Here is a 22,105-nt window from a genome sequence, read left to right on the forward strand (position 1 = left end):
CGCGGCATGATGCGGCTTGAGAAACGGCCGCAGGCCAGCCGGGCGTTTTCTTATGCAACGCCGGTTCTGGCGGTGATTGCCACGATGGTTTTTGGCGGCGCGCTGTTCTCGGTGCTTGGCAAAGACCCTGTGGCGTCGATCATGACGATTTTCTGGGAGCCGCTGTTCGGCGATTTCGCCTTTTACTATCGCCCGCAACTGCTGGTGAAAGGAGCACCCCTGGTCTTGATCGCCATTGGCCTGTCGCTGGGGTTCAAGGCGGGGATCTGGAACATCGGGGCCGAGGGCCAGTACATCATGGGGGCCATTTGCGGTGCCGGTGCAGGTCTGGCCTTCTACCCCGCAGAGAGTGTTTTTATCTTTCCGGTGATGGTGCTTGCAGGCGCGCTTGGCGGATGGGTCTGGGCCATGATCCCTGCCGTGCTCAAGGTCAAATTCGGGACGAACGAGATTCTCGTGTCATTGATGCTGGTCTATGTTGCGGAACAATTCCTCGCCTCTGTCAGCCTTGGTTTGCTGAAAAACCCCGAAGGCTTCGGCTTTCCGGGCAGCCGCAACCTGCAACAATATGCATCGGCCCATAATGGTGAGTTAATCGCGGGATCGGGGATGCATTGGGGGGTGGTTGCCGCGCTGATCGCGGTGATCTTTGCCTATGTCTTATTGGCGCGGCACCGGTTGGGCTTTGCCATCCGCGTGACCGGGGAGGCACCGCGGGCGGCGCGGTTTTCCGGCGTGAACCCGACACGGCTGGTTTTGTTCTGCATGGGCATGTCGGGTTTGCTGGCCGGTCTGGCAGGGATGTTCGAGGTCGCGGGTCCTGCGGGGCAGATCACCATCGATTTCAACGTGGGCTACGGGTTCACCGCGATCATCGTCGCCTTTCTGGGGCGGTTGCATCCGGTGGGTATCCTGCTGGCCGGTGGTCTGATGGCGCTGACCTATATCGGGGGTGACATCGCGCAAAGCCAGTTGGGATTGCCCGCCGCTGCCATCCAGGTGTTTCAGGGGATGTTGCTGTTCTTCCTGCTCGCCTTTGATCTTTTCACCCATTACCGGCTACGCTTTGGCCGGACGGAGGTCGCGTAATGGATCTGTCTGCAATCAATCCGGTGCTCTTTGTCGCGGGCTTTCTGGTGGCGGCGACACCGCTGATCTTTGCCGCTTTGGGCGAGTTGGTGGTCGAGAAATCCGGCGTGCTGAACCTTGGGGTCGAAGGGATGATGATCATCGGCGCGATCTGCGGCTTTGCGACCGCCGTTGAAACCGGATCGCCCCTGTTGGGCTTTGCCGCCGCGGCCGTGGGGGGCGCGTTGCTGAGCCTGCTGTTCGCCTTCCTGACGCAGATCACGCTGGCCAATCAGGTCGCATCGGGCTTGGCGCTGACGCTGTTCGGGCTGGGGTTTTCGGCGTTGCTGGGGCAAAGCTATGTCGGGATCAAACCACCGCGCCTGCCGGATGTGAACTTTGGCCCGCTGCATGACATCCCCGTCATCGGGCCGATCTTCTTTTCCCATGACATTATTCTGTACTTGGGCTTTGCGCTGGTCGTCGCCGTTTGGGCAGTGCTGAAATTCACCCGCATGGGGCTGATCCTGCGCGCTGTCGGCGAAAGCCACGAGGCGGCCCATGCCCTTGGCTACAAGGTGGTGCGCATCCGCACGCTGGCGATCATGTTCGGCGGGGCCTGTGCCGGTCTGGGCGGGGCCTACATCAGCCTGATCCGTGTGCCCCAATGGACAGAAGGCATGACCGCAGGTGTGGGCTGGATCGCCCTTGCGCTGGTGGTTTTTGCCAGCTGGAAGCCCTGGCGGCTGTTGCTGGGTGCCTATCTTTTTGGCGGTATCACGCAGCTTCAGCTGAATCTGCAAGGCGCGGGCGTTGCCATTCCGGTCGAGTATCTGGCAATGTCGCCCTACCTCATCACCATCCTTGTGCTGGTGATCCTTTCCGCGGATAAAAGCGCTGCTCCGGCATCGCTGGGCCGCACTTTCCACGCCTCTCACTAGGGGCCTATCTTCAAGCGCCGGATAAAAGGCGCGTTACTCAGGGGACTACGTTATGAAATTCACCACACTTATGGCCAGCGCGGCACTGGCGCTTGGGCTTGCGGGCGGCGCATATGCCCAAGACAAGACCAAAGTCGGCTTTGTCTTTGTTGGCCCCGTCGGCGATGGCGGCTGGACCTATGAACACAACCAGGGCCGTCTCGCAGTCGAGAAAGAATTCGGCGACGCTGTCGAAACCGTCTTTGTTGAAAACGTGGCCGAGGGCCCCGATTCCGAGCGTGTGATGACGCAGATGGCGCTGGACGGCGCGGACCTGATCTTTACCACGTCATTTGGCTATATGGACCCGACCATCAATGTCGCGGGCAAATTCCCGGATGTGAAATTCGAACACGCCACCGGCTACAAGCGTGCCGACAACGTGTCGACCTATTCCGCGCGTTTCTACGAAGGTCGCGCCATTCAGGGTCACATCGCGGGCAAGATGACTAAATCGAACATCATCGGCTATATCGGGTCCTTCCCGATCCCCGAAGTGATCCGGGGCATCAACTCGGCCTATATTCACGCCAAGAAGGTGAACCCCGATGTCGAGTTCAAGATCGTCTGGGCCTACACATGGTTTGACCCCGCCAAAGAAGCAGATGCGGCCAAGGTTCTGATCGAACAGGGTGCGGATGTTGTCCTGCAGCACACCGATTCCACAGCACCTCAGGCGGCGGCGCAAGAAGCGGGTGACGTGATCACCTTTGGTCAGGCGTCCGACATGGCGCAATACGCGCCCAAGCCGCGCGTCTCGTCGATCATTGACGATTGGGCCCCCTATTACATCGCCCGCACCAAAGCGGTCATGGATGGCACCTGGGAAAGCAAAGACACATGGGACGGCATCGGTGCCGGCATGGTTGGTATCGGCGAGATTACGGACGCCGTGCCTGCTGACGTAAAAGAAGAAGCGCTGGCGCTGAAAGCATCGATCGCGGATGGGTCCTACCACCCGTTCACCGGCCCGCTGAAAAAGCAGGACGGTTCCGATTTCCTGGCGGAAGGCGAAACCGCCGATGACGGCACGCTGGCGGGCATGAACTTCTATGTCGAAGGCATCAAGGGCGACATTCCGAACTAAGCCGGACACTGACCTGTCACGATCAAAGGCCTCGCATCTGCGGGGCCTTTTTTGTTGCGAAATCACCGCGGTGTCCCGTCTTGCGACAAAACGCATCTGGTGCGGGGCGACCAAGCTGCCTACAGAAGGTACATGCGCTTTCTGCCCGCCTTCCCCTGCCAACTTCTTGCCACCGTTCTGGTGCTGCTGTCGCTTGCGACATCGGGGTTTGCGCATCGTTTCGCGCCCGTAGACCTGTCGCCCGAGCTGCAAGCCTATGTTGCCAATGGCGGCGCGCTGGCGGACCTATGCGGCACTGGTGATAGCCCGCACTCAGGCACTATGGCCGATTGCAAGACCTGCCGCCTGATCGGTGCCATGGCGCTGCCCGAAGCGGTCACCGGCCTGCCCGTTCCCGTGCTTGAGAAAACGCAAACCCTGCGCTTTGTCGCGAAACGGCTGCTGCACACGCGCAAGCCTGACCCCAGCCGGCTGACCCGCGCCCCGCCCCAAGTCTGAACATCTATCCCATCTGTTCATTCTTTCCGCCTGCCGATGATGCAGGCCCTTAGGCTTGGAGCCCTCATATGACGACCCCTACCCAAACCGCGCAGCCCGACGGCGGCGTGAACAAACTCTACTTTGCTGCATGGCGCTGGCATTTCTATGCGGGGCTGTTCGTGCTGCCCTTTCTGTCGGTTCTCGCCATAACCGGCATGGCGATGCTGTGGATCGCCTGGATTGACGGGCGCGACGGTGAATTTACCCCGGTGACCGTGCAGGAAACCGCCCTGTCGGTCTCGGCACAGTCGCAAGCCGCGGTCGAGGCCGTGCCCGGCGGCACGCTGGTGCAATATGTGGCGCCGCGCGCGCCTGATCTGGCGGCCCTGTTCCGCGTGGACCACGATGGGGATGCGGTGATGGTTGCGGTTGATCCCTATACGGCCAAGGTAATCGAGAGCTTTCCGCGTCGGTCCGGCTGGTACGATTTCGCGGATGGCATCCACAGTGATCTGATGCTGGGGGTGACCGGTGATCGCATGATAGAAGCCGCGGCCTCGATCGCTTTGGTGCTGATTGCCACGGGGCTTTATATGTGGTGGCCGCGTGGTGCAGGCTGGCGCGGGACGCTGGTGCCACGTTTCACCAAGGGCCGTGCGATGTGGAAATCGCTGCATGGTGTTGTGGGCATCTGGGTATCGGCCTTTCTGGTGCTGTTCCTGATCTCGGGCCTGTCCTGGGCGGGCATCTGGGGCGGCAAGATGGTGCAAGCCTGGAGCCAGTTCCCCGCCGAGAAATGGGATGCCGTGCCCCTCTCGGACGACATCCACGCCAGCATGAACCACCACCGCCGCGAGGTGCCTTGGGCGCTGGAACAAACGCCGATGCCTGCCTCTGGTAGCGCGGCTGGGGAGGCGGGCATTGAAGGGGCCGTCACGATTGACAGCATCGATGCATTGGCGCGCGAGATCGGCTTTGACGCGCGCTATCAGATGAACCTGCCGCAGGACGATACCGGCGTCTGGACGCTGAGCCGCGATTCCATGAACACCGACAGCACCGACCCGATGTCGGACCGCACCGTGCATATCGACCAGCACAGCGGCAATATCCTCGCCGATGTGCGCTATGCCGATTATTCTCTTGCGGGCAAAGCCATGGCGCTGGGGATTGCGCTGCACATGGGCACGTTGGGGCTGCTGAGCGTGCTGGCCAATACGCTGGTCTGCCTGTCGGTGCTGTTCCTCTGCGTCAGTGCGCTGGTGCTTTGGTGGAAGCGTCGCCCTACCGCCGCTGGCCGCCTGTCCGCCCCGCCCATGCCGTCAGAGCTGCCGTTGTGGCAGGGTGCCGTGCTGGTCGGGCTGTTCGTGTCGATGGCCTTCCCCATGGCCGGGGCCGTGCTGCTGAGCGTGCTGGCGGTCGATGTGTTGATCCTGTCGCGCCTGCCCGCGCTGCGCCACCGTCTGACCTGACCTGAAGCCCCCGCGCCGTTTGTCAAATACGGCGCGGGGGATGCATGCCCACTACCCATCCGCCTGCAACACGCTATCATCAGCGTCATGATCAAAATCCACCACCTGAACCGGTCCCGCTCTCATCGCATTTTGTGGCTGCTCGAAGAAATCGGCGCGCCTTATGATGTCATCCCCTATACCCGCGATGCCAAGACCAACCTCGCCCCGCCCGAACTAAAGCTCGTGCACCCCTTGGGCAAATCCCCCATGGTCGAGATCGACGGGACGCTGATCGCCGAGAGCGCGGCCATCACCGAGGTGCTTTGCACCCGTTTCGCGCCGCAGATGATCCCCGATCGTGACAGCGCCGCCTATTTGCAGCACCTTGAACTGATGCATTTCGCCGAAGGGTCCGCGATGACGCCGATCCTGCTGAACCTCTATGTCAGCCGTTTGGGCGACGCCGGTGCACCGCTGCATCCGCGCATCGCGTCTGAACTGGAGAACCACTACAGCTACATGAACAGCCGCGTGCGGGCCTCGGGGCATTTTGTGCAAGATACGCTGTCGGCGGCGGATATCATGCTCAGCTTTCCGGCAGAGATCGCGATGCAGCAGGGCCGCGCCAAGGATTATCCCGCGCTCGCTGGCTTTGTCGAGATGATCCACGCGCGCCCCGCCTATGGTCGCGCCACCGCGCGCGGCAAGACTGATGCCTAACCGCGCGGTTGCACGTCCCACCTGCCCATGTCACCCATAAGCAAAGAGCTTGGGGCCGGCGGGACAGGCCTGCGTGAAACCAGTGCAAGGGACAGGGGGCAGCTATGACAGAAAACACATCCGATATCCTTGTGATCGGCGGCGGCATCGCGGGCATCTCTGCCGCGGCGCGCCTGTCCGGTGATGCAAAAGTCACGGTGATCGAAGGGGAAAAAGCGCTTGGCTATCACGCCTCGGGCCGGTCGGCCGCGCTGATCGAAGAAAACTACGGTGCCCCCTCCGTGCAGGCGCTGAACAAGGCCACCATCGGCTACCTGCACGACGGCGGCTACCTGTCCCCGCGCGGCCTGATGATCATCGCCGACCGCCACGAGGAAGAGGCGTTTCACAGCGATCTCGCCCATATGGGGGTCGAACAGATCACCCCCGATGATGCGCTGCGCCTTGTGCCTATCCTGGCCGCCGAGCGCATCGCCTTTGCCGGCTACCACGCTGACGCCCATGATATTGATACCGACCGTCTGCTGCAGGATTTCGCCAAAGAGCTGCGCGGCAATGGCGGACGGATTGAAACCGGGCATCCCGTCACATCCATCACCCGCACGGGCAATACGTGGAAGGTCACCGCAGGCCCGCACATCCATCACGCCGCAAAACTGGTTAACGCCGCCGGAGCCTGGGCCGACCAGATCGCCATTCTGGCCGGTCTGCCCCCCATCGGCATCACCCCCTACCGCCGGTCCATGGCCCGCATTGCGGCACCGGGCGGGCATGACCTGTCGCGCTGGCCGATGTTCTTTGGCGTGGGCGAAAGATGGTACGCCAAGCCCGACGCGGGTGCGCTGCTGATCTCGCCCGCCGATGAGGACGCGACCGAACCGCAGGACGCATGGGCCGACGACATGGTGCTGGCCGAGGGGCTGGAGCGGTATCAGAATATGGTCGCCGTGCCGCTGACGAAACCCATCGCGACATGGGCGGGGCTGCGCAGCTTTGCCGTGGACCGCACGCTGGTGCTGGGCCCCGATCCCGCCCAGCCCGACTTCATCTGGAGCGCGGGACAAGGCGGCTACGGCTTCCAGACCAGCGCCGCCGCCTCGCAACTGGTGGCAGATCTGACCCTTGGCAACGCCCCCTCGCTGCCCGATCCGGTGGACGAGGCACTGCGCCCCGATAGGCTGCGCGCATGACAGCCAAGCTTCCCCCAAGCGCCAGCGTCGCTCTGCCCACCCGCGGTGCCATGCTGCACGCCCCCGCCGCCGACCGGAACAAAGACGCCCTATGTGACCTGCTGCGTGACCATGCACCTCAGACAGGTCGCGCGCTCGAGATTGCCAGCGGGACGGGGCAGCATATCGCCGCCTTCGCCCGCGCCCTACCCGATCTTTACTGGCAGCCGACCGAGCCTGCCCCTGACCGCCGCGACAGCATCGACGCCTATATCGCCGAAGCCGGGCTGACCAACGTCGCCCCCGCCGCCCCGCTGGATGCCACGGCGACGGGTTGGCACAAGCCACTGCCACCGCAAGACCTGATCTTCCTCGCCAACCTGCTGCATCTGATCCCGACAGAGGCCGCGCAGCAGGTCATCGCCGAAGCCGCGCTTGCGCTCGCCGCCGGTGGCACGTTGATCCTCTATGGTCCGTTCCGCCGCGAGGGTGTGCTCACCTCCGACGGAGATGCGAAATTCGACGCCGAGCTGCGCACCGCCGATCCTGCGATCGGGTACAAGGATACGGTCGACATCACGCGTTGGCTCAGCGATGCTGCACTAAGCCCGATCGACAGGATCGACATGCCCGCCAATAATCTGGCCTTTATCGCACGAAAGCCGTGACCCTATGCCCCGACTTCGCGTTCTTGCCCTCCTCTCTGCCCTTGCCCTTTCGGCCTGTGGTGCGCCGCAACTCTCTGTCCCTGTGGGGGATGTGACGGCGGCCAATTTCGGCGACCGCAAGCCGTTCGACTGGCCCGGCCAAAGCCCCGACCGCTATGCGGTGCACGGCATCGATGTGGCGCGCTTCCAGCAACCGCTGAACTGGGGCGAGGCCCGCGTCTCCGGCGTGAACTTCGCCTTCATCAAAGCCACCGAAGGCGGCGATCTGCTGGACCCGATGTTCCAGAACCACTGGGAGGGTGCCGGCCGCGCCGGTGTCGCCCGCGGGGCCTACCACTTCTACTATTTCTGCACGACGCCCGAGAAACAGGCCCGCTGGTTCATCGAAAACGTGCCCAAAGTGCCGGGCATGCTGCCCCCCGTGCTGGATCTGGAGTGGAACCCCTTTTCCCCCACCTGTACCCTGCGCCCGCCCGCCGATACCGTCCGCCGCAACGCGCAGACCTTTCTAAGCATCCTGCGCGCGCATTACGGGCAGCAGCCCGTCGTCTACACCACGCCGGAGTTCTATGCCCAGAATGACATGGGGCGTCTGCGCGGTGTTGAATTCTGGCTCCGCTCCACCGCCGCCCACCCGTCCGAGAAATACCCCGACGAGCGCTGGACCTTCTGGCAATACACCAGCACCGGCCGCGTCCCCGGAGCCGCCGGCGACATCGACATCAACGTCTATGCCGGTAGCCCCAGCAGTTGGGACAACTGGCTTTCGCGGCGTCAGGTGCGGTAGATCGCCGCTACAATCTAGCAAGGCAAGACCTTTGACATTGCAATTATAAATTGAACCTGGCAGGATTTTCCGAGCGAAAACGGCAGGTATATGACGACACGTCGAAATTGGACCGAAGGCGAGGTCACTGAGGCTTTGTCACTGTATCTGCGGCTTCCTTTTGGCAAGTTCCATTCCGGCACACCGCAGATCATCCGCATGGCAGAACGGATCGGACGCACGCCATCGGCCGTGGCAATGAAACTGTCCAATCTTGCCGCGCTGGATGACACACTGCCGCAAAGGGGGCTCGGCAACCTTTCTGAGATGGACCGGTAAGTCTGGGCGCGGTTCCGGCAAGACCCCTCTATCGTATTTAATGCCTATGAAGCGCAGATATTGCCGTCACCCCAGCAGACACCCGGTTTTTCCGAGCAGCGACAGGCAAACTGGATCGCAAAGCAATCCGAAGTCACCGAACGTACGGTTGTGCAGCGGCGCGGACAAAGCTTCTTTCGCGAGATGATCCTGAGCAACTATCGCTCTCGCTGTGCCCTAACGGGTATCGACGATACGCGCCTGCTGACCGCAAATCATATCGTCGGGTGGCAAGAGGACGATGCTCAACGGTTCTACCCCGAAAATGGCATTTGCCTGAACGCCCTTCATGATCGCGCCTTTGACCGACATCTGATCAGTTTTGACGATGATTACCGCATGATCATGGCCGATGATTTGCCCGCCGAATCTAAACGCAAACTAGCTGTCGGTGCCTCCGAAAGGTTACAGTTACCAGAACGGTTCCTGCCCGACCCTGCGTATCTTCAACATCACCGGCAGCGCATGGCCGAGCGGCAGAGCATGCCGCCGCTCGACTAGGTTCAAGCCTCACCCATCCACACGGATCGTTGCGTTTTTCGGGTCGTAGGGGCTGTCCTCCACCACTTCGGCGTCCCACAGCTGGTCGAACATCTTGACCTTCAGCTTCGTGCCGACCTCCGCGATGTCGGGTTTGACGTAGCCCATGCCGATGGATTTACCGAAGGCCACCGAATACCCGCCCGAGGTCAGACGCCCGACGCGGGTGTCGCCGTGGTACAGCACTTCGCGGCCCCAAGGGTCGGCGTCGTCGGGCCCGTCGATCAGCAAGGTCACACATTTGCTGCGGATACCATGGGCCTGCATTGCGTCCTTGCCGTGGAAGTCCTTGGACAGGTCGACAAAGCGCGGCAGATCAGCCTCTAGCGGGGTGGCATCGCGGCCCAGTTCATTGCCGAAAGCGCGGTAGGATTTCTCTTGCCGCAGCCAGTTCTGTGCCCGCGCGCCGACCAGTTTCATCCCGTGTTTCTCGCCCGCCTTCTCCAGCAGATCGAACAGGTGGTTCTGCATCTCGATCGGGTGGTGCAGCTCCCAGCCGAGCTCTCCGGTATAGGCGACGCGGATGGCGCGGACGGGGACCATCCCCAGCTCGATATTGCGCATGGTCAGCCAGGGGAACCGCTTGTTGCTCAGCACCGTCTCGGGGTCCGCGTCCTTGATGACCTCTTTCAGGACATCGCGCGATTTGGGGCCCGCGATGGCAAAGACACCCCATTGCGTGGTCACGTCATGACATTCGATATACCCGAATTCGGGTGCTTTATCGGCGATGGCCTTGCGCAGGAAATCACTGTCATAGGCCGTCCAGGCCCCGGCGGACACAAGGTAGTATTCATCCTGAGCGAGCCGCACGATGGTATATTCAGTGCGCGTGGTGCCGTTGATCGTCAGCGCATAGGTCAGGTTGATCCGCCCGACAGAAGGCAGCTTGTTGCAGGTGAACCAATCCAGAAAGGCAGTGGCCCCCGGCCCCTTGACCAGATGTTTGGTAAAGGCGGTCGCATCGATCAGGCCCACGCCCTCGCGGATCGCCTTGGCCTCATCGACCGCATGCTGCCACCAGCCGCCGCGCCGGAAGGACCGGCTGTCGTGATCATTGAACCCCAGCGGCGCAAAGTAGTTCGGGCGTTCCCACCCGTTCACATGGCCGAACTGTGCGCCACGGGCCGCCTGACGGTCATAGGCAGGCGAGGTACGCAAGGGCCGACACGCGGGGCGCTCCTCATCCGGGTGGTGCAGGATATAGACGTGCTCATAGGCCTCTTCGTTCTTGCGCGCGGCATATTCGGTGGTCATCCAGTCGCCATAGCGTTTGGGGTCCAGCGACGCCATGTCGATCTCGGCCTCGCCGTCGACCATCATCTGCGCCAGATAGTAGCCCGTGCCCCCCGCAGCTGTGATCCCGAAGGAAAACCCTTCGGCCAGCCACATATTGCGCAACCCGGGTGCCGGACCAACCAGCGGGTTGCCGTCGGGCGTATAGCAGATCGGTCCGTTGAAATCGTCCTTGAGGCCGGAGTCCGCACAAGACGGGACGCGGTCGGCCATCGCCATATACTGATCCGCGATCCGGTCCAGATCCAGCGGAAATAGATCGGCCCGGAAGCTGTCCGGCACCCCATATTCGAACCGCGCAGGCGCGCCGCGTTCATAAATGCCCAAAATCCAGCCGCCCCGCTCTTCGCGGGCGTAGGATTCATTATCGGCGTCCCGCACAACCGGATGCTCCGGATTGCCATCGGCGCGCCATTTGACCAGCTCGGGGTCCTGATCCATCACGATAAACGTATGTTCGACCGGAATGGCAGGCATCTTGATGCCCAGCATCTTGGCGGTGCGCTGCGCGTGGTTGCCGCTGGCGGTAACGACATGCTCGGCGGTGATCACGACCTGCTCGTCCGAGGGGACAAGGTTCCCGCCCTTCTCGACCATCTTGGTGACGGTAACCTCCCACGCCGCGCCATTCCAGTGAAAGGCATCCGCCTGCCACTTGCGCTCGATCGCCACGCCCCGCTGCCGCGCGCCCTTGGCCATCGCCATGGTGACATCGGCGGGGTTAATGTAGCCGTCCGTCTGGTGGTACAGCGCGCCTTTCAGATCGTCGGTCTTGATGAGCGGCCATTTTGCCTTGATCTCGTCCGGCGTCATGAAGGTATAGGGCACGCCGCAGGTCTCGGCGGTCGAGGCATAGAGCATGTATTCATCCATGCGTTCGTCCGTCTGCGCCATGCGCAGGTTGCCCACCACGGCAAAGCCCGCGTTCAGGCCGGTCTCTTCCTCAAGCGTCTTGTAGAACTTGATCGAATAGTCGTGGATGTGGGTCGTCGCATAGGACATGTTGAAATAGGGCAGCAACCCTGCCGCGTGCCATGTAGACCCCGAGGTCAGCTCGTCCCGCTCAAGCAACATCACATCATCCCATCCGGCGCGGGCCAGATGATAGGCAATCGACGTGCCAACGGCGCCGCCGCCCACAACCAGTGCTTTGACTTGAGTTTTCATGAATCCAATGCTCCGCCAGAATAGGTCTTAGCGACATTTAGCAGTCCCCGCGCAAAACGCAGAACCCAGCCGACCAAAGACAGCACAAATGCGACCAACGTCGAAAAACTCGCGCGCAGGCCGCTTCCAAATGGTTAAAATCCCCGCCGGAGGCATCGCATCCCTGCCGGTGGCAGGGATCGATATACAGCCCGCGCCGTCCCGACTACGCCAGGGATTCGGGAAGAATCTTGCCCGGGTTCATAATGTTATCGGGGTCGAGCGCCTGTTTGATCGCGCCCATGACGCCCACTGCCGCTCCCAGTTCCTTGACCAGATAGGGGCGTTTGCCCTGTCCGATGCCATGCTCTCCGGTGCATGTCCCCTCCATCGAGATCGCGAGCTCGTTGAGCCAGCTAATGAACGCCTCGGCGCGGGCGACTTCATCCGCGTCGTCCATATCCAGCAGCAGCGAGGCGTGGAAATTGCCATCGCCTGCGTGGCCGACGATGGGCGCGATCAGGTCCAGCTCCGCCGCTTTGGCGTTCGCGCGCCCGACCGCTTCGGCCAGCCTTGAGATCGGCACACAAACGTCGGTCGCCACCGCCTTGCAGCCGGGGCGCAGGGCCAGCATCGCCCAATAGGCATCATGGCGCGCTTGCCACAGCTTGTTGCGTTCCTCCATCGTGGTGGTCGCCTGATAGTCGGTGCCGCCGTTTTCATCGGCAAGCGCTGCGAATGTCTCGGTCTGTTCGACTACACCGGCGTCGGAGCCATGAAACTCCAGTAGCAACATCGGCGTTTCGGGCAGCGACAGTTTGGCATAGGCATTCACCGCGCGCACGACCATCGCGTCCAGCAGCTCTATCCGTGCGACGGGCAGCCCGTATTGGATCACGCTTTGCACCGTTTCACAGGCCGCCTCGACCGAGGGGAAGGAACAGCGGGCAGAGCTGATTGCCTCGGGGATGCCTTGTAGCTTCAACGTGATTTCGGTGATCACGCCCAATGTCCCTTCAGAGCCCACCATCAGACGCGTCAGATCGTATCCGGCGGATGATTTGCGCGCCCGTGCGCCGGTGCGGATCACCGTGCCATCGGCCATCACCGCCTCGACCGCCAGCACGTTGTCCTTCATCGTGCCATAGCGCACCGCATTGGTGCCCGAGGCCCGCGTCGCCGTCATCCCGCCAAGCGAGGCATTGGCCCCGGGATCAATGGGAAAGAACAGCCCCTGATCGCGCAAATGAGTGTTCAATGCCTCGCGGGTGACGCCGGGTTGCACGCGGCAATCCAGATCGCCGGCGTTGACCTCGACCACCGCGTCCATCTGCGTGACGTCGATCGACACGCCCCCCGCGGGCGCATTCACATGCCCTTCAAGCGAGGTGCCGGTGCCGAAGGCGATGACCGGCACCTTATGCGCGGCGCAGACCTTGACCACAGCCGCGACATCGTCGGTCGAGCGGGCAAAAACCACTGCATCGGGGGCCTGATTTCTGATCCAGGTCGTCGTATGCCCGTGCTGTTCGCGGATCGCGTCCCCCGTCTGGAAGCGTTCGCCGAATTGCTGCTTGAGGATACCCAAAGCGGTGTCGATCCCGGTCTCGTTGCGGGGCATGTCGGTGGCCTGTGCCATGTGGTCTTTCCTTTGGTTCAGAATGGGCGATCACTCGCCAAGGGCAATGCCTTCGCGGCGCGGGTCAGCCCCGCCGCGCAGATCATCGCCAATCGAAATCATATGCAGCCCCGAGGTCAGCGCGCGGGTGTTCACCTCGTAGCCAAGGCCCATCAGCGCATCGGCCATCACGGCGGCGTCGGTGCCTTCCTCAAGGTCGTAGGGGCCGAACCGGTTGATCGCATGGGGCAGTGCTGCGGCCTGTTGCACATCCATCCCCCAATCCAGATGCGCGATGATCGCGCCCGCGACATAGCCGATGATGCGGCTGCCACCGGGGCTGCCCACGGCCAGAACCGGCGCGCCATCTTTCATCACAATCGTCGGTGCCATCGACGAGCGCGGGCGTTTTCCCGGCTCGACCCGATTGGCAATCGGCACACCATCGGTATGCGACCGGAAAGAGAAATCCGTCAGCTCGTTGTTCAACAAAAACCCGCGCACCATCAGGCGGCTCCCAAAGCCGTTTTCGATGGTGGTGGTCATGCTTGCGACGTTACCCATGCTGTCCACGATCGACACATGCGAGGTCGACGGCAGCTCGATAGAGATATCATCGGCAAAATTTAGGGCATGGTCGAAAGCGGGCGCGCCTGCGGTGACTTCGGGCAGCGCATCGTCGCCCTGCAACAGCTTGGCGCGTTCCGCCAGATAGGATGGGTCGAGCATACCGGTCACCGGCACCGGCACATAATCGGTATCGGCCACATAGCGCCCCCGATCCGCAAAGGCGAGCCGCGAGGCATCGCCGATCAGTCGCAGCACATCCGCGTCCGCCGGTCCGGCGCTCAGGTCCGCATTTTCCAGCAGCCCCAGTATTTGCCCTACGGCCAGCGCACCAGAGGACGGCGGCCCCATGCCGCAGACCTCATGCCCGTGATAGGGCGCGCAAAGGGCGTCGCGTTCCTTGACCCGATAGATCGAAAGATCGACCTCTGACAGCACACCGGGGTTGGTGGCCCCTTGGACAGCCCCCACGATGTCGCGCGCAATGTCGCCGGTATAGAAAGCCTCCACCCCGCGTTCAGCCATCGCCGCGACCGTGCGGGCATAATCGGGATTCTTGAGCGTATCGCCTGCCTGCACCGGCGTGCCGTTCGGCATGAAATAGGATGCTGTCGTTTCCGACGTTGCCAGCCGTTCGGCGTCATCAGCCACCAGCCCCGCAAGACGTGGGGACACGGCAAAGCCCTTCTCGGCCAGTGCGACAGAGGGGGCCAGCAAATCGGCCCAGGGCTGGTTGCCCCATTTCTCATGCGCTGCGGCCATCAACGCAGGTGTGCCCGGCGTACCGACCGACCGCCCGCCAACGACGGCGTCAAAGAACCCCAGCGGGACCCCCTGATCGTCCTGAAACAATTGCGGCGTGACCGCCAGCGGCGCAGTCTCGCGCCCGTCCAGCGTGGTCAGCCTGCCCGATGCGGCGTCATACCAGACCAGAAACGCCCCGCCACCCAGGCCAGAGCTTTGCGGCTCCACCAGCCCCAGCATCGCTTGGACGGCGACCAGCGCGTCGGCAGCGGTGCCCCCCCGTGCCAGCACATCCGCCCCTGCCTGAACCGCATGAGGGTTGGCAGCGGCGACCATCCAGTTCCGGGCGATGACGGGTTTGCCCGCATCCTTAGCCTCGAAGGCGGCGGTGATCTGCGGCGACATGCCGGTAAAGCTGCCTTGGCTGGCACCTTCGGGCGCAACGCTATCGGCGGCCTGTTGCGCGAAAGCGGCCCCGCTTACAAAACCACCTATGGCGATGGCTGTGCAGGTCCGCCCGATGTATTTTACAATGTGATGTGCAAGCATGGTCCCCTCCCCGTTCCGGTGCTCGGGGTCAACCTACTTGTTTTTAGCGCCAGCGCAAATTGAACCGCACAGGCGCTGCGCCTAAAGCATCGAGGGGACGACCTGATCGGGCGGACGGTGCCCGTCTTCGAAGGTCTTGATGTTGATGATGACCTTCTCGCCCATCTCCACCCGCCCTTCGAGCGTCGCAGACCCCATATGCGGCAAGAGCACGACATTGCTCAGCTCGCGCAAGCGCGGGTTGATGTCGGTGCCGTGTTCATACACGTCCAGCCCTGCGCCTTGCAGCTCGCCCGCGCGCAGCATCCGCGTCAGGGCGTTTTCGTCGATCACCTCCCCCCGGGAGGTGTTTACGATCACCGCGTCGGGCTTCATCAGCTTCAGGCGGCGGGCGTTCATCAGATGGAAGGTGCTGGGGGTGTGCGGGCAGTTGATGCTCATCACGTCCATGCGGGCCACCATCTGGTCAAGGCTTTCCCAATAGGTCGCGCCAAGGCTCTCTTCGATCTCGGGGCGCAGACGGCGGCGGTTGTGGTAGTGGACCTGCATGCCAAAGGCAGCCGCGCGCCGTGCGACGGCCTGACCAATGCGGCCCATCCCCAGAATACCCAAACGGCGGCCGCTGACGCGCCCGCCAAGCAGCGCAGTCGGGGCCCAGCCCTGCCAATCGCCTTTTTGCATCTGTGCCATGCCTTCGGACATGCGCCGTGTGACCGCGAGAATCAGCGCCATGGTCATATCGGCGGTGTCTTCCGTCAGCACGCCGGGGGTATTGGACACCAGAATCCCGCGCTGCCGCGCTGTCATCACGTCAATATGATCGACCCCCGCCCCGTAGTTCGCGATCAGTTTCAGCCGGTCCCCCGCCTGCCCGATCAGTGCTGCGTCGATTTCATCGGTCACGGTGGGCACCAAGATATCCGCAGTTTTCATCGCCTCGCCCAGTTCAGAGCGGGTCATCGGCGTGTCATCCGCGCGCAACGTCACATGAAACAGTTCCGTCAATCGCTTTTCGACGACTTCCGGCAACCGTCGCGTGACTACAACACTTAGCGGTTGCTTTGACATTGTGGGCCTCCCAAATATGGCTTTGCACTGTGCTTGGTGGCATGGTGTCCCAAGCAGAGACGAGGCACAAGAACCTCGCAGGGCAAAACTGCATTAAATCAACGGCAACAGACCAGACAGGCAGTCATGAAACCGATGTTACGTTCCGTCCTTTTGGGCGCCCTTGCAGCCGTTCACCTGTGCACCACCCCGGTTTTCGCGCAAGAGGTCGGCCAAGTGACCAACCTGCCGGTGCCCCGTTTCGTGTCCATGAAAGCGAGCGAGGGGAACGTGCGGCGCGGGCCGTCGCTGACGCACCGGATCGATTGGGTGTTCAAACATCGCGACCTGCCCCTGCGCATCACGGCAGAGCATGGCCATTGGCGCCGCGTCGAAGACCGCGACGGTATGGGCGGCTGGGTGCATTATTCGCTTTTGTCGGGCACGCGCACCGTTCTGGTCGAACAGGACCGTCTGCAGCTGCTTGTCCGCCCCGACCCCAAGGCCCCCGTCGAGGCAGAACTTGAACTGGGCGTGATCGCGCGGCTCGGAGCCTGCGACCTTGAATGGTGTTTCCTGAGGGTCGGCGGCTATAAAGGCTGGGCCCCCAAAGCGCGGCTCTGGGGCGTGGGCCCGAAAGAGCTACGCGACTGACCGCGCAATTGCACATGCCGCGGTCTTGGGCTTAGGTGACAAAAACCGTCCCCATGATCAGGAGCTCTCATGCGCGCAGTCACCTATTCCACCCTTGGCGAAGCACGCGACGTGCTAACCCTGACCGAGATGCCAACCCCTGCCCCCGCTGCGGGCGAGGTGCTGGTGCGGCTGGCCGTGTCGGGCGTCAACCCGTCCGATGTGAAATCCCGACGCGGGCGCCCCGGCATGACCCATCCGCCCTTCGAGACTGTGATCCCGCATAGCGATGGTGCCGGCGTGATCGAGGCCGTGGGCGACGGTGTGGACCAAGCCCGCGTGGGACAGCGCGTCTGGATCTGGAACGGGCAATGGCAGCGCCCCTTCGGCACTGCCGCGACCCATATCGCCCTGCCGCAAGCGCAGGCCGTCCCGCTGCCCGATGACGTGAGCTTTGACACTGCCGCCAGCCTTGGCATCCCCGGGTTGACCGCGGCCCACGCCGTGTTCAACGGCGGTGATGTCGCGGGGCAAACGCTGCTGATCCAGGGGGGCGCGGGCACCGTCGGCTATCTCGCCGTGCAATTCGCCGCCTGGGCAGGGGCGCGCGTTATCGCCACCACCGGAGCCAGTGGGGCCGAGCGCGCAAAATCCGCAGGCGCACAGGTCGTGCTGGACTATAGCGCCCCCGATCTGGCGCAACAGGTGCTTGATGCCAACGGTGGTGCCCCCGTCGACCAGATCATCGAGGTCGAATTCGGGGCCAATATCGCGCTGGATGCCGAAGTGATCAAACCCAACGGGCGCATCGCGGCCTATGGCTCTGCCAAGGTGATGGAGCCGACGCTCCCCTTCCTGCCCCTGCTCTTTAAGGCGGTGACCATCGACATCATCCTCGTCTACCTGCTGACCGAGGCCGAACGTGCCCTCGCGATCAAGAAAACCCATCAAGCCTTGGCCGAAGGGGCGCTGCACTGCCCGGTCGAGCAGACATTCGCGCTGTCAGACACGGTCAAAGCCCACGAAGCCGTCGAAGCCGGTGCCCGCGCCGGTGCGATCTTGATCAACTGCGAAGGCTGACAGTCCTAGCACGCGACATATACTGCACCCTTGAAGCGAGGGGGACGGCGGCGGTGCGCCCCCACGCCCCCCTTACGCGCGATCACGTGTTCGCTCGGCCGCAGGATATCAGCAGCAAGACATACGGCGGCAATAGGCCCCCTGCGGCCGAGCGACCCCGCTGATCCTCCCCAATAGAACACAGCCTGCTCTGCCCCAACCACGGCTCAAGAATAAATTCCGAGATTCTCCCCACTTTTTCTCCAGAAAGGTATTGCACCCCCCCGCACTCCGGACTAATTACGCCCACACGTTGGGATGTAGCCAAGTGGTAAGGCAACTGTTTTTGGTACAGTGTACCGTAGGTTCGAATCCTACCATCCCAGCCACTTCACTTTAGACATTATTAAGATCAGGCCTTCGGGCCGAAAGCCGAGCGTGTCCTACTCGCGTCGCAGCGCAGCGCTTGCTGATCTAACCGCGGCAGCGACAGATATCCTCCGATCTCTAAACATAAAAAAACACCCGGCCCTTTCACGAAGGGGCAGGTGCTTTCGCTAAATGTACTGAGAGCGATTGAAGCTCAGTCGGCAGATTTAAAACTTACCGATGACATTCAAGAAGACGCCTTTGTGTTCGTAGTCGATATCGGCCAAATCGTCGGAGACGTTGCCATATTCATAGCCAAGTCCCACCTTCGCATTGCTGCCCAAATGACGGTAGACGCCCACCAAGCCACCGGTGTCGCGCGTGCCGGTTTCAGGACTCCATAAAACGCGGCCCTCGGCCATGACGTCCCATTTGTGCACCACGTGCCAGTCAGCGCGCAGCACACCTAGATGGGCGGAGGATTGAACAAAATCATCCGTACCCCGTGGGGCCACTTCACCAAAGCGGTAGCCGTATTTCCCACCCAACGTAAGCTTGGGCGAGATGTTGTAGTTCACGTCAACGCTCGCGATCACACTTTTCTGGCTGGGGCCTTCGTCGGAGTCATCTACGGTCAACTGCTCGGATGCGGGTAGGTCGCGCAGATAGGACAGTTTCATCAATCCGTTGAAGCGGTTATTTTCGACGGGGCGGTAGGCGTAGCCGACAGATGCCTCGATGAATTCCCCATCTAGGAAGGAGGACTGATCGGAATCGGAAACAAACGCGTCAAATTTGGTCAGAACCCGCCAATCATCGCTGGTCTGATAGGACGTGCCACCGCTCAGCAGCCAGGTGTCGCGGTCGCGGGTTGTGCCCTCTCCGTTTTCATGGCGGCGCTCGAGACGCAGACGTGCTTCGAGGCCCTCTTGTTCAGCATACGTCGCACCCAAAGATATCGCCCGTCGGGTGAAATCGCCATCGACATCGTCAGCGATCTTACCCGCCTCCATCGCGCCCGAGAACGTCCATTTCTGGTTCGGCGAATAGTTGACACCGTAGTTATTCGTAAGCGAACGCCGGTTGCCGAACATATCGTATTTGTTTTCGCCATAGGTCGTCAGCTGTTCGCTGTAGGTCCGTCGCCCACCAACAACAAAGGTCCCCCCGTCGTCGCCCGAAAGCTCGCGCCCCAAGACTTCACGCGTCGGGTCCAGAGTATAGCCCAGATAAACTTCGTTCCCCGCTGTCGGCGCATATCCCAACTTCAACAGGCCACCGACACCGCCGTCGCCGCCTGAAACCTCGCCGCCCAGCCTGACGTGTTCGCCCAAACGGACAGACCCACCGACACCCATACGATTATTGTCGTCCAGGCCGCCGTCATTCATCACGGTGCCCTGTCCAAAGACATAGACCTCGCGGTCCTCATTCGGCTTGTAGGTGACACGCACGCCCAGATCCAGACGCGCACCGCCATCGCCGGGGCGGCCTTGGAAGCGCTCTTCGTCGAAAGCAAGGCCCGTCTCTACGGTCCAGACATCGTCCAGCGCGTATGCGAGGCTGACATCGACTTCGCTGCGCCGGTCCCCGCCTGCACGGTCGAACTGTTCGCCCGAGAAACGCAAGGTGATACGGTCTGAGGTGTCTACCTCGCCGTAGACGCCATACAGTTTCTGATCCTGACTGATTTCATCATCAAGGGTAGAAAACCCTCCTTCTTTGTGCTCGTGGTAGAAGCCCACAAAGCCTTCGCGGTCAAAGCCCGCATCGATCAAATCCATCCGCCCCGCAAGACGATAGGCCAACGCCGTGCGCGCGGTGCCGCTTGTTCCCTCAGACGATAGCGTGAAACCGCCATCGGTGCTAAACGTGTTCCCAAAACCAGGCCCTTTGGTCTGCGCAACTTCGGCTTCAAGCCAGCTGTTATCTGACACCTCATAGCGGGCATCGACCCCTTGCATGTCCTGATCGGCTGCACCTGTCGTTTCGCGCATGGCCGTGACGCCAAAACGCAGACGGTCATTGGCCCAGCCCTGCACCCTACCCCCAACAGCGTTGCCGCCGACATCTTCGAAGGTGGGTGTATATTCGTACGTCGCGACGAGGTTGACCTCGTTGCTGCCAAGCCCGCCGTCGCGCACCACCGTGTTATCCGGTGCCGAGGAGCTAAGCGGTCTGCGTAAGATCACCACGCCCTGCAGGTAGTCGATGTCGTAATCTACATCCCGCTCAAGGGTGCGACGTTCTATGATGCGACCTGTGTCCGGGTCGCGCACCTCGACCATCAGGGTTTCGGAATAACCATTGATATCCTGACGCGACAGGAAATAAGCGGAGCCGCCAGTGCCGCGCAGAACATCGCGCTGTGGCAAAGTGTCTGGCTGTGCGGCATAGGCTTGCGCCTCTAGACGCGCATTGCCTGATGTTGTGACCTCGTCCGACTGATACGCCAGTTTGCCCCCGTAAAGGCTGCGATCATTGCGCAGCATCGTATTGCCCGCAATGTCCGCTTTGAAGTCGCCCCAAACGGCATAGCCCTGTTTGCGCTCTACCCGCAGGTAGATACGGCCAGAGGTCGGCGCATCATCGTAGGATGTGGAGTCGTCCCCGTAGACAAGATAGTAGTCTTCAGGGTCCAACCGATCCAGCACACGACGCGGGTCCTTGTCGTTCAGACGGCCAAAAAGGTCGTCAAGCTCGCCTTCCCCCGTATCGACCGACAGCGTGATCAACGTCGACCCTTTGATACGCCCTTTGGCATAGACAGCCATGCGCCCGTCGGCTTGCACGTCGTCGGTTTGCTCCAACGTGTCTTCGATCCGCTTGGACAGGGTCGCGTCAACGATCCCGACATAGAACCATTCGCTTTTCGGGATATCGATCTCACGGGTGATGTCGCGCAGGGTGCGGTTTCCCTGTCGCACCTCGACGCGTACGTCGTGTTCGCCGGGCGGCAAGATACGCTGCATTACGAATTTGCCGTTGGCGTCGACAGGCACCGTCTCTCCCATGACCATGACGGATTGCCCGCGACGGACATGATCGCCAAATGCCGTCACCGCCCCACCTTGAACCTGAATGCGCCGCCGAGCGGTGCGGTCTTCGCCCTCGCCTGCCGCGGCAATCGGCCCGTTTAGCAGCGGCTGCCCCAGATCAGCGCGCGCGGTGCGCAGGAGCGGTAGCTCTATTGTCTCGTCATAACGCCCCTGCGCATCATAGACCCGCAGCACATAGCCGTATTCGCCTTCCCCGTTTGACGGCATCGTCCATGCCGCCACGCCATTGGGCGCAATTGGCAGTTTCGCCACCAAAGGTTTTGTCGGGCGGGTCAGGTCCATGATGCGGACTTCACCGCGTGTGATGTAAGCGGGGTAGTTCGTGGAGGCTCGGAAGCGCAGTGTTTCGCCCGCGCGGTAGCTTGCGCCAAGATCGGCCGTTGTGATGTTCAGGATCGGCTTGGCGTCCAACCCGTCGAACTTCACCTGTACCTGCGGGCTAGTGACAGCACGTTCTTGTCTACGCTCCGTCACTGGTGCGCGCTTTGCACCGGCCACCGGCGCGTCGTCGATCGAGATGGCAAAACCCACGTCAGAGAATGCGCCTGCCGGTGCCGTGTCGGTGAATTCGGCAGGCACAGACGGCGCACCTGCGCCGCTGTCTTGCCCCCACGCTCCGCTTCCAATGGGCACAATTGCAGTGGTCGCAAACAACGCCGCGTAAACGGAGCGACGCACACCGGGGAGAATAAATTTCTTGCTCATCAT

At 62.0% G+C, this 22,105-nt stretch carries 18 protein-coding genes and 1 tRNA gene; 14 read left to right on the plus strand and 5 right to left on the minus strand.

Annotation, left to right across the window (positions count from 1 at the left end; genetic code table 11):
* Positions 1-6: 6 nt before the first annotated feature.
* From ACNQ62_RS08350 to ACNQ62_RS08400, 11 genes are all read left to right on the plus strand, one after another.
* Positions 7-1,089, plus strand: coding sequence for an ABC transporter permease (locus tag ACNQ62_RS08350; protein WP_418094630.1), 1,083 nt, complete (start codon positions 7-9; stop codon positions 1,087-1,089).
* Positions 1,089-2,009 carry an ABC transporter permease gene (locus ACNQ62_RS08355; RefSeq protein ID WP_005852064.1) on the plus strand — a complete coding sequence of 307 codons (921 nt, stop codon included), beginning with the start codon at positions 1,089-1,091 and terminating at the stop codon, positions 2,007-2,009. Before ACNQ62_RS08350 ends, ACNQ62_RS08355 begins: the two co-directional genes overlap by 1 nt.
* 52 nt (positions 2,010-2,061) lie before the next feature.
* Entirely contained in the window at positions 2,062-3,135 is a 1,074-nt protein-coding gene (locus ACNQ62_RS08360; protein WP_005852062.1) for a BMP family ABC transporter substrate-binding protein, read from the plus strand.
* Positions 3,136-3,267: 132 nt separating this feature from the next.
* Complete coding sequence (locus tag ACNQ62_RS08365) at positions 3,268-3,633, plus strand: hypothetical protein (RefSeq protein ID WP_037943639.1); 366 nt, start codon at positions 3,268-3,270, stop codon at positions 3,631-3,633.
* Between the two features lie 68 nt (positions 3,634-3,701).
* Positions 3,702-5,087: a PepSY-associated TM helix domain-containing protein gene (locus ACNQ62_RS08370; RefSeq protein WP_418094631.1), complete on the plus strand. Its 1,386-nt coding sequence runs from the start codon at positions 3,702-3,704 to the stop codon at positions 5,085-5,087.
* Between the two features lie 87 nt (positions 5,088-5,174).
* The gene (locus ACNQ62_RS08375) at positions 5,175-5,789 is read left to right on the plus strand and encodes a glutathione S-transferase family protein (RefSeq protein ID WP_418094632.1); all 615 of its coding nucleotides are present in this window, start codon (positions 5,175-5,177) and stop codon (positions 5,787-5,789) included.
* 104 nt (positions 5,790-5,893) lie between these two features.
* Positions 5,894-6,979 (plus strand): NAD(P)/FAD-dependent oxidoreductase, encoded by a 1,086-nt coding sequence (locus tag ACNQ62_RS08380; RefSeq protein ID WP_418094633.1) that lies wholly within the window; start codon positions 5,894-5,896, stop codon positions 6,977-6,979.
* Positions 6,976-7,626, plus strand: coding sequence for a DUF938 domain-containing protein (locus tag ACNQ62_RS08385; protein ID WP_418094634.1), 651 nt, complete (start codon positions 6,976-6,978; stop codon positions 7,624-7,626). The genes ACNQ62_RS08380 and ACNQ62_RS08385 overlap by 4 nt, the downstream gene beginning before the upstream one ends.
* Before the next feature lie 4 nt (positions 7,627-7,630).
* Complete coding sequence (locus ACNQ62_RS08390) at positions 7,631-8,413, plus strand: GH25 family lysozyme (protein ID WP_418094635.1); 783 nt, start codon at positions 7,631-7,633, stop codon at positions 8,411-8,413.
* Positions 8,414-8,503: 90 nt separating this feature from the next.
* Entirely contained in the window at positions 8,504-8,731 is a 228-nt protein-coding gene (locus ACNQ62_RS08395; protein WP_418094636.1) for a hypothetical protein, read from the plus strand.
* Between the two features lie 60 nt (positions 8,732-8,791).
* On the plus strand, positions 8,792-9,271 hold the full coding sequence (locus tag ACNQ62_RS08400) for an HNH endonuclease (protein WP_418094637.1): 480 nt from the start codon (positions 8,792-8,794) through the stop codon (positions 9,269-9,271).
* A gap of 9 nt (positions 9,272-9,280) precedes the next feature.
* Here ACNQ62_RS08400 and ACNQ62_RS08405 read toward each other — a convergent pair whose 3' ends face one another.
* The 4 genes from ACNQ62_RS08405 to ACNQ62_RS08420 all read right to left on the minus strand — a co-directional run bounded on the left by ACNQ62_RS08405 (position 9,281) and on the right by ACNQ62_RS08420 (position 16,298).
* Entirely contained in the window at positions 9,281-11,773 is a 2,493-nt protein-coding gene (locus ACNQ62_RS08405; RefSeq protein ID WP_418094638.1) for a GcvT family protein, read from the minus strand.
* Positions 11,774-11,978: 205 nt separating this feature from the next.
* Positions 11,979-13,391, minus strand: coding sequence for an FAD-binding oxidoreductase (locus ACNQ62_RS08410; RefSeq protein WP_288959768.1), 1,413 nt, complete (start codon positions 13,389-13,391; stop codon positions 11,979-11,981).
* A gap of 30 nt (positions 13,392-13,421) precedes the next feature.
* The gene (ggt, locus tag ACNQ62_RS08415; RefSeq protein ID WP_418094639.1) at positions 13,422-15,230 is read right to left on the minus strand and encodes a gamma-glutamyltransferase; all 1,809 of its coding nucleotides are present in this window, start codon (positions 15,228-15,230) and stop codon (positions 13,422-13,424) included.
* An 81-nt stretch (positions 15,231-15,311) separates the two neighbouring features.
* A complete protein-coding gene (locus tag ACNQ62_RS08420) occupies positions 15,312-16,298 on the minus strand; it encodes a 2-hydroxyacid dehydrogenase (RefSeq protein WP_037943631.1) in 987 nt (328 codons plus the stop codon).
* Positions 16,299-16,424: 126 nt separating this feature from the next.
* Between ACNQ62_RS08420 and ACNQ62_RS08425 the strand changes: the two genes are divergently transcribed.
* From ACNQ62_RS08425 to ACNQ62_RS08435, 3 genes are all read left to right on the plus strand, one after another.
* Positions 16,425-16,931, plus strand: a complete 507-nt coding sequence (locus ACNQ62_RS08425; protein WP_005852039.1) for an SH3 domain-containing protein — start codon at positions 16,425-16,427, stop codon at positions 16,929-16,931.
* Between the two features lie 69 nt (positions 16,932-17,000).
* On the plus strand, positions 17,001-17,990 hold the full coding sequence (locus ACNQ62_RS08430; protein ID WP_418094640.1) for an NADPH:quinone reductase: 990 nt from the start codon (positions 17,001-17,003) through the stop codon (positions 17,988-17,990).
* 293 nt (positions 17,991-18,283) lie between these two features.
* Positions 18,284-18,358: transfer RNA gene (locus ACNQ62_RS08435), tRNA-Gln, on the plus strand.
* Between the two features lie 207 nt (positions 18,359-18,565).
* Here ACNQ62_RS08435 and ACNQ62_RS08440 read toward each other — a convergent pair.
* Positions 18,566-22,102 (minus strand): hypothetical protein, encoded by a 3,537-nt coding sequence (locus ACNQ62_RS08440; protein ID WP_418094641.1) that lies wholly within the window; start codon positions 22,100-22,102, stop codon positions 18,566-18,568.
* Positions 22,103-22,105 lie beyond the last annotated feature (3 nt).

Origin of the sequence: Sulfitobacter sp. SBS6 (assembly GCF_048285585.1) — a bacterium.
Lineage (GTDB): Bacteria > Pseudomonadota > Alphaproteobacteria > Rhodobacterales > Rhodobacteraceae > Sulfitobacter > Sulfitobacter pontiacus.

Coding starts and splice junctions, on each gene's coding strand:
- ACNQ62_RS08410 (WP_288959768.1), bottom strand. CDS start 13,391: ATGGCACAGGCCACCGACATGCCCCGCAACGAGACCGGGATCGACACC.
- ACNQ62_RS08430 (WP_418094640.1), top strand. CDS start 17,001: ATGCGCGCAGTCACCTATTCCACCCTTGGCGAAGCACGCGACGTGCTA.
- ggt (WP_418094639.1), bottom strand. CDS start 15,230: ATGCTTGCACATCACATTGTAAAATACATCGGGCGGACCTGCACAGCC.
- ACNQ62_RS08425 (WP_005852039.1), top strand. CDS start 16,425: ATGAAACCGATGTTACGTTCCGTCCTTTTGGGCGCCCTTGCAGCCGTT.
- ACNQ62_RS08440 (WP_418094641.1), bottom strand. CDS start 22,102: ATGAGCAAGAAATTTATTCTCCCCGGTGTGCGTCGCTCCGTTTACGCG.
- ACNQ62_RS08420 (WP_037943631.1), bottom strand. CDS start 16,298: ATGTCAAAGCAACCGCTAAGTGTTGTAGTCACGCGACGGTTGCCGGAA.
- ACNQ62_RS08355 (WP_005852064.1), top strand. CDS start 1,089: ATGGATCTGTCTGCAATCAATCCGGTGCTCTTTGTCGCGGGCTTTCTG.
- ACNQ62_RS08370 (WP_418094631.1), top strand. CDS start 3,702: ATGACGACCCCTACCCAAACCGCGCAGCCCGACGGCGGCGTGAACAAA.
- ACNQ62_RS08380 (WP_418094633.1), top strand. CDS start 5,894: ATGACAGAAAACACATCCGATATCCTTGTGATCGGCGGCGGCATCGCG.
- ACNQ62_RS08375 (WP_418094632.1), top strand. CDS start 5,175: ATGATCAAAATCCACCACCTGAACCGGTCCCGCTCTCATCGCATTTTG.
- ACNQ62_RS08395 (WP_418094636.1), top strand. CDS start 8,504: ATGACGACACGTCGAAATTGGACCGAAGGCGAGGTCACTGAGGCTTTG.
- ACNQ62_RS08385 (WP_418094634.1), top strand. CDS start 6,976: ATGACAGCCAAGCTTCCCCCAAGCGCCAGCGTCGCTCTGCCCACCCGC.
- ACNQ62_RS08350 (WP_418094630.1), top strand. CDS start 7: ATGATGCGGCTTGAGAAACGGCCGCAGGCCAGCCGGGCGTTTTCTTAT.
- ACNQ62_RS08360 (WP_005852062.1), top strand. CDS start 2,062: ATGAAATTCACCACACTTATGGCCAGCGCGGCACTGGCGCTTGGGCTT.
- ACNQ62_RS08390 (WP_418094635.1), top strand. CDS start 7,631: ATGCCCCGACTTCGCGTTCTTGCCCTCCTCTCTGCCCTTGCCCTTTCG.
- ACNQ62_RS08365 (WP_037943639.1), top strand. CDS start 3,268: ATGCGCTTTCTGCCCGCCTTCCCCTGCCAACTTCTTGCCACCGTTCTG.
- ACNQ62_RS08405 (WP_418094638.1), bottom strand. CDS start 11,773: ATGAAAACTCAAGTCAAAGCACTGGTTGTGGGCGGCGGCGCCGTTGGC.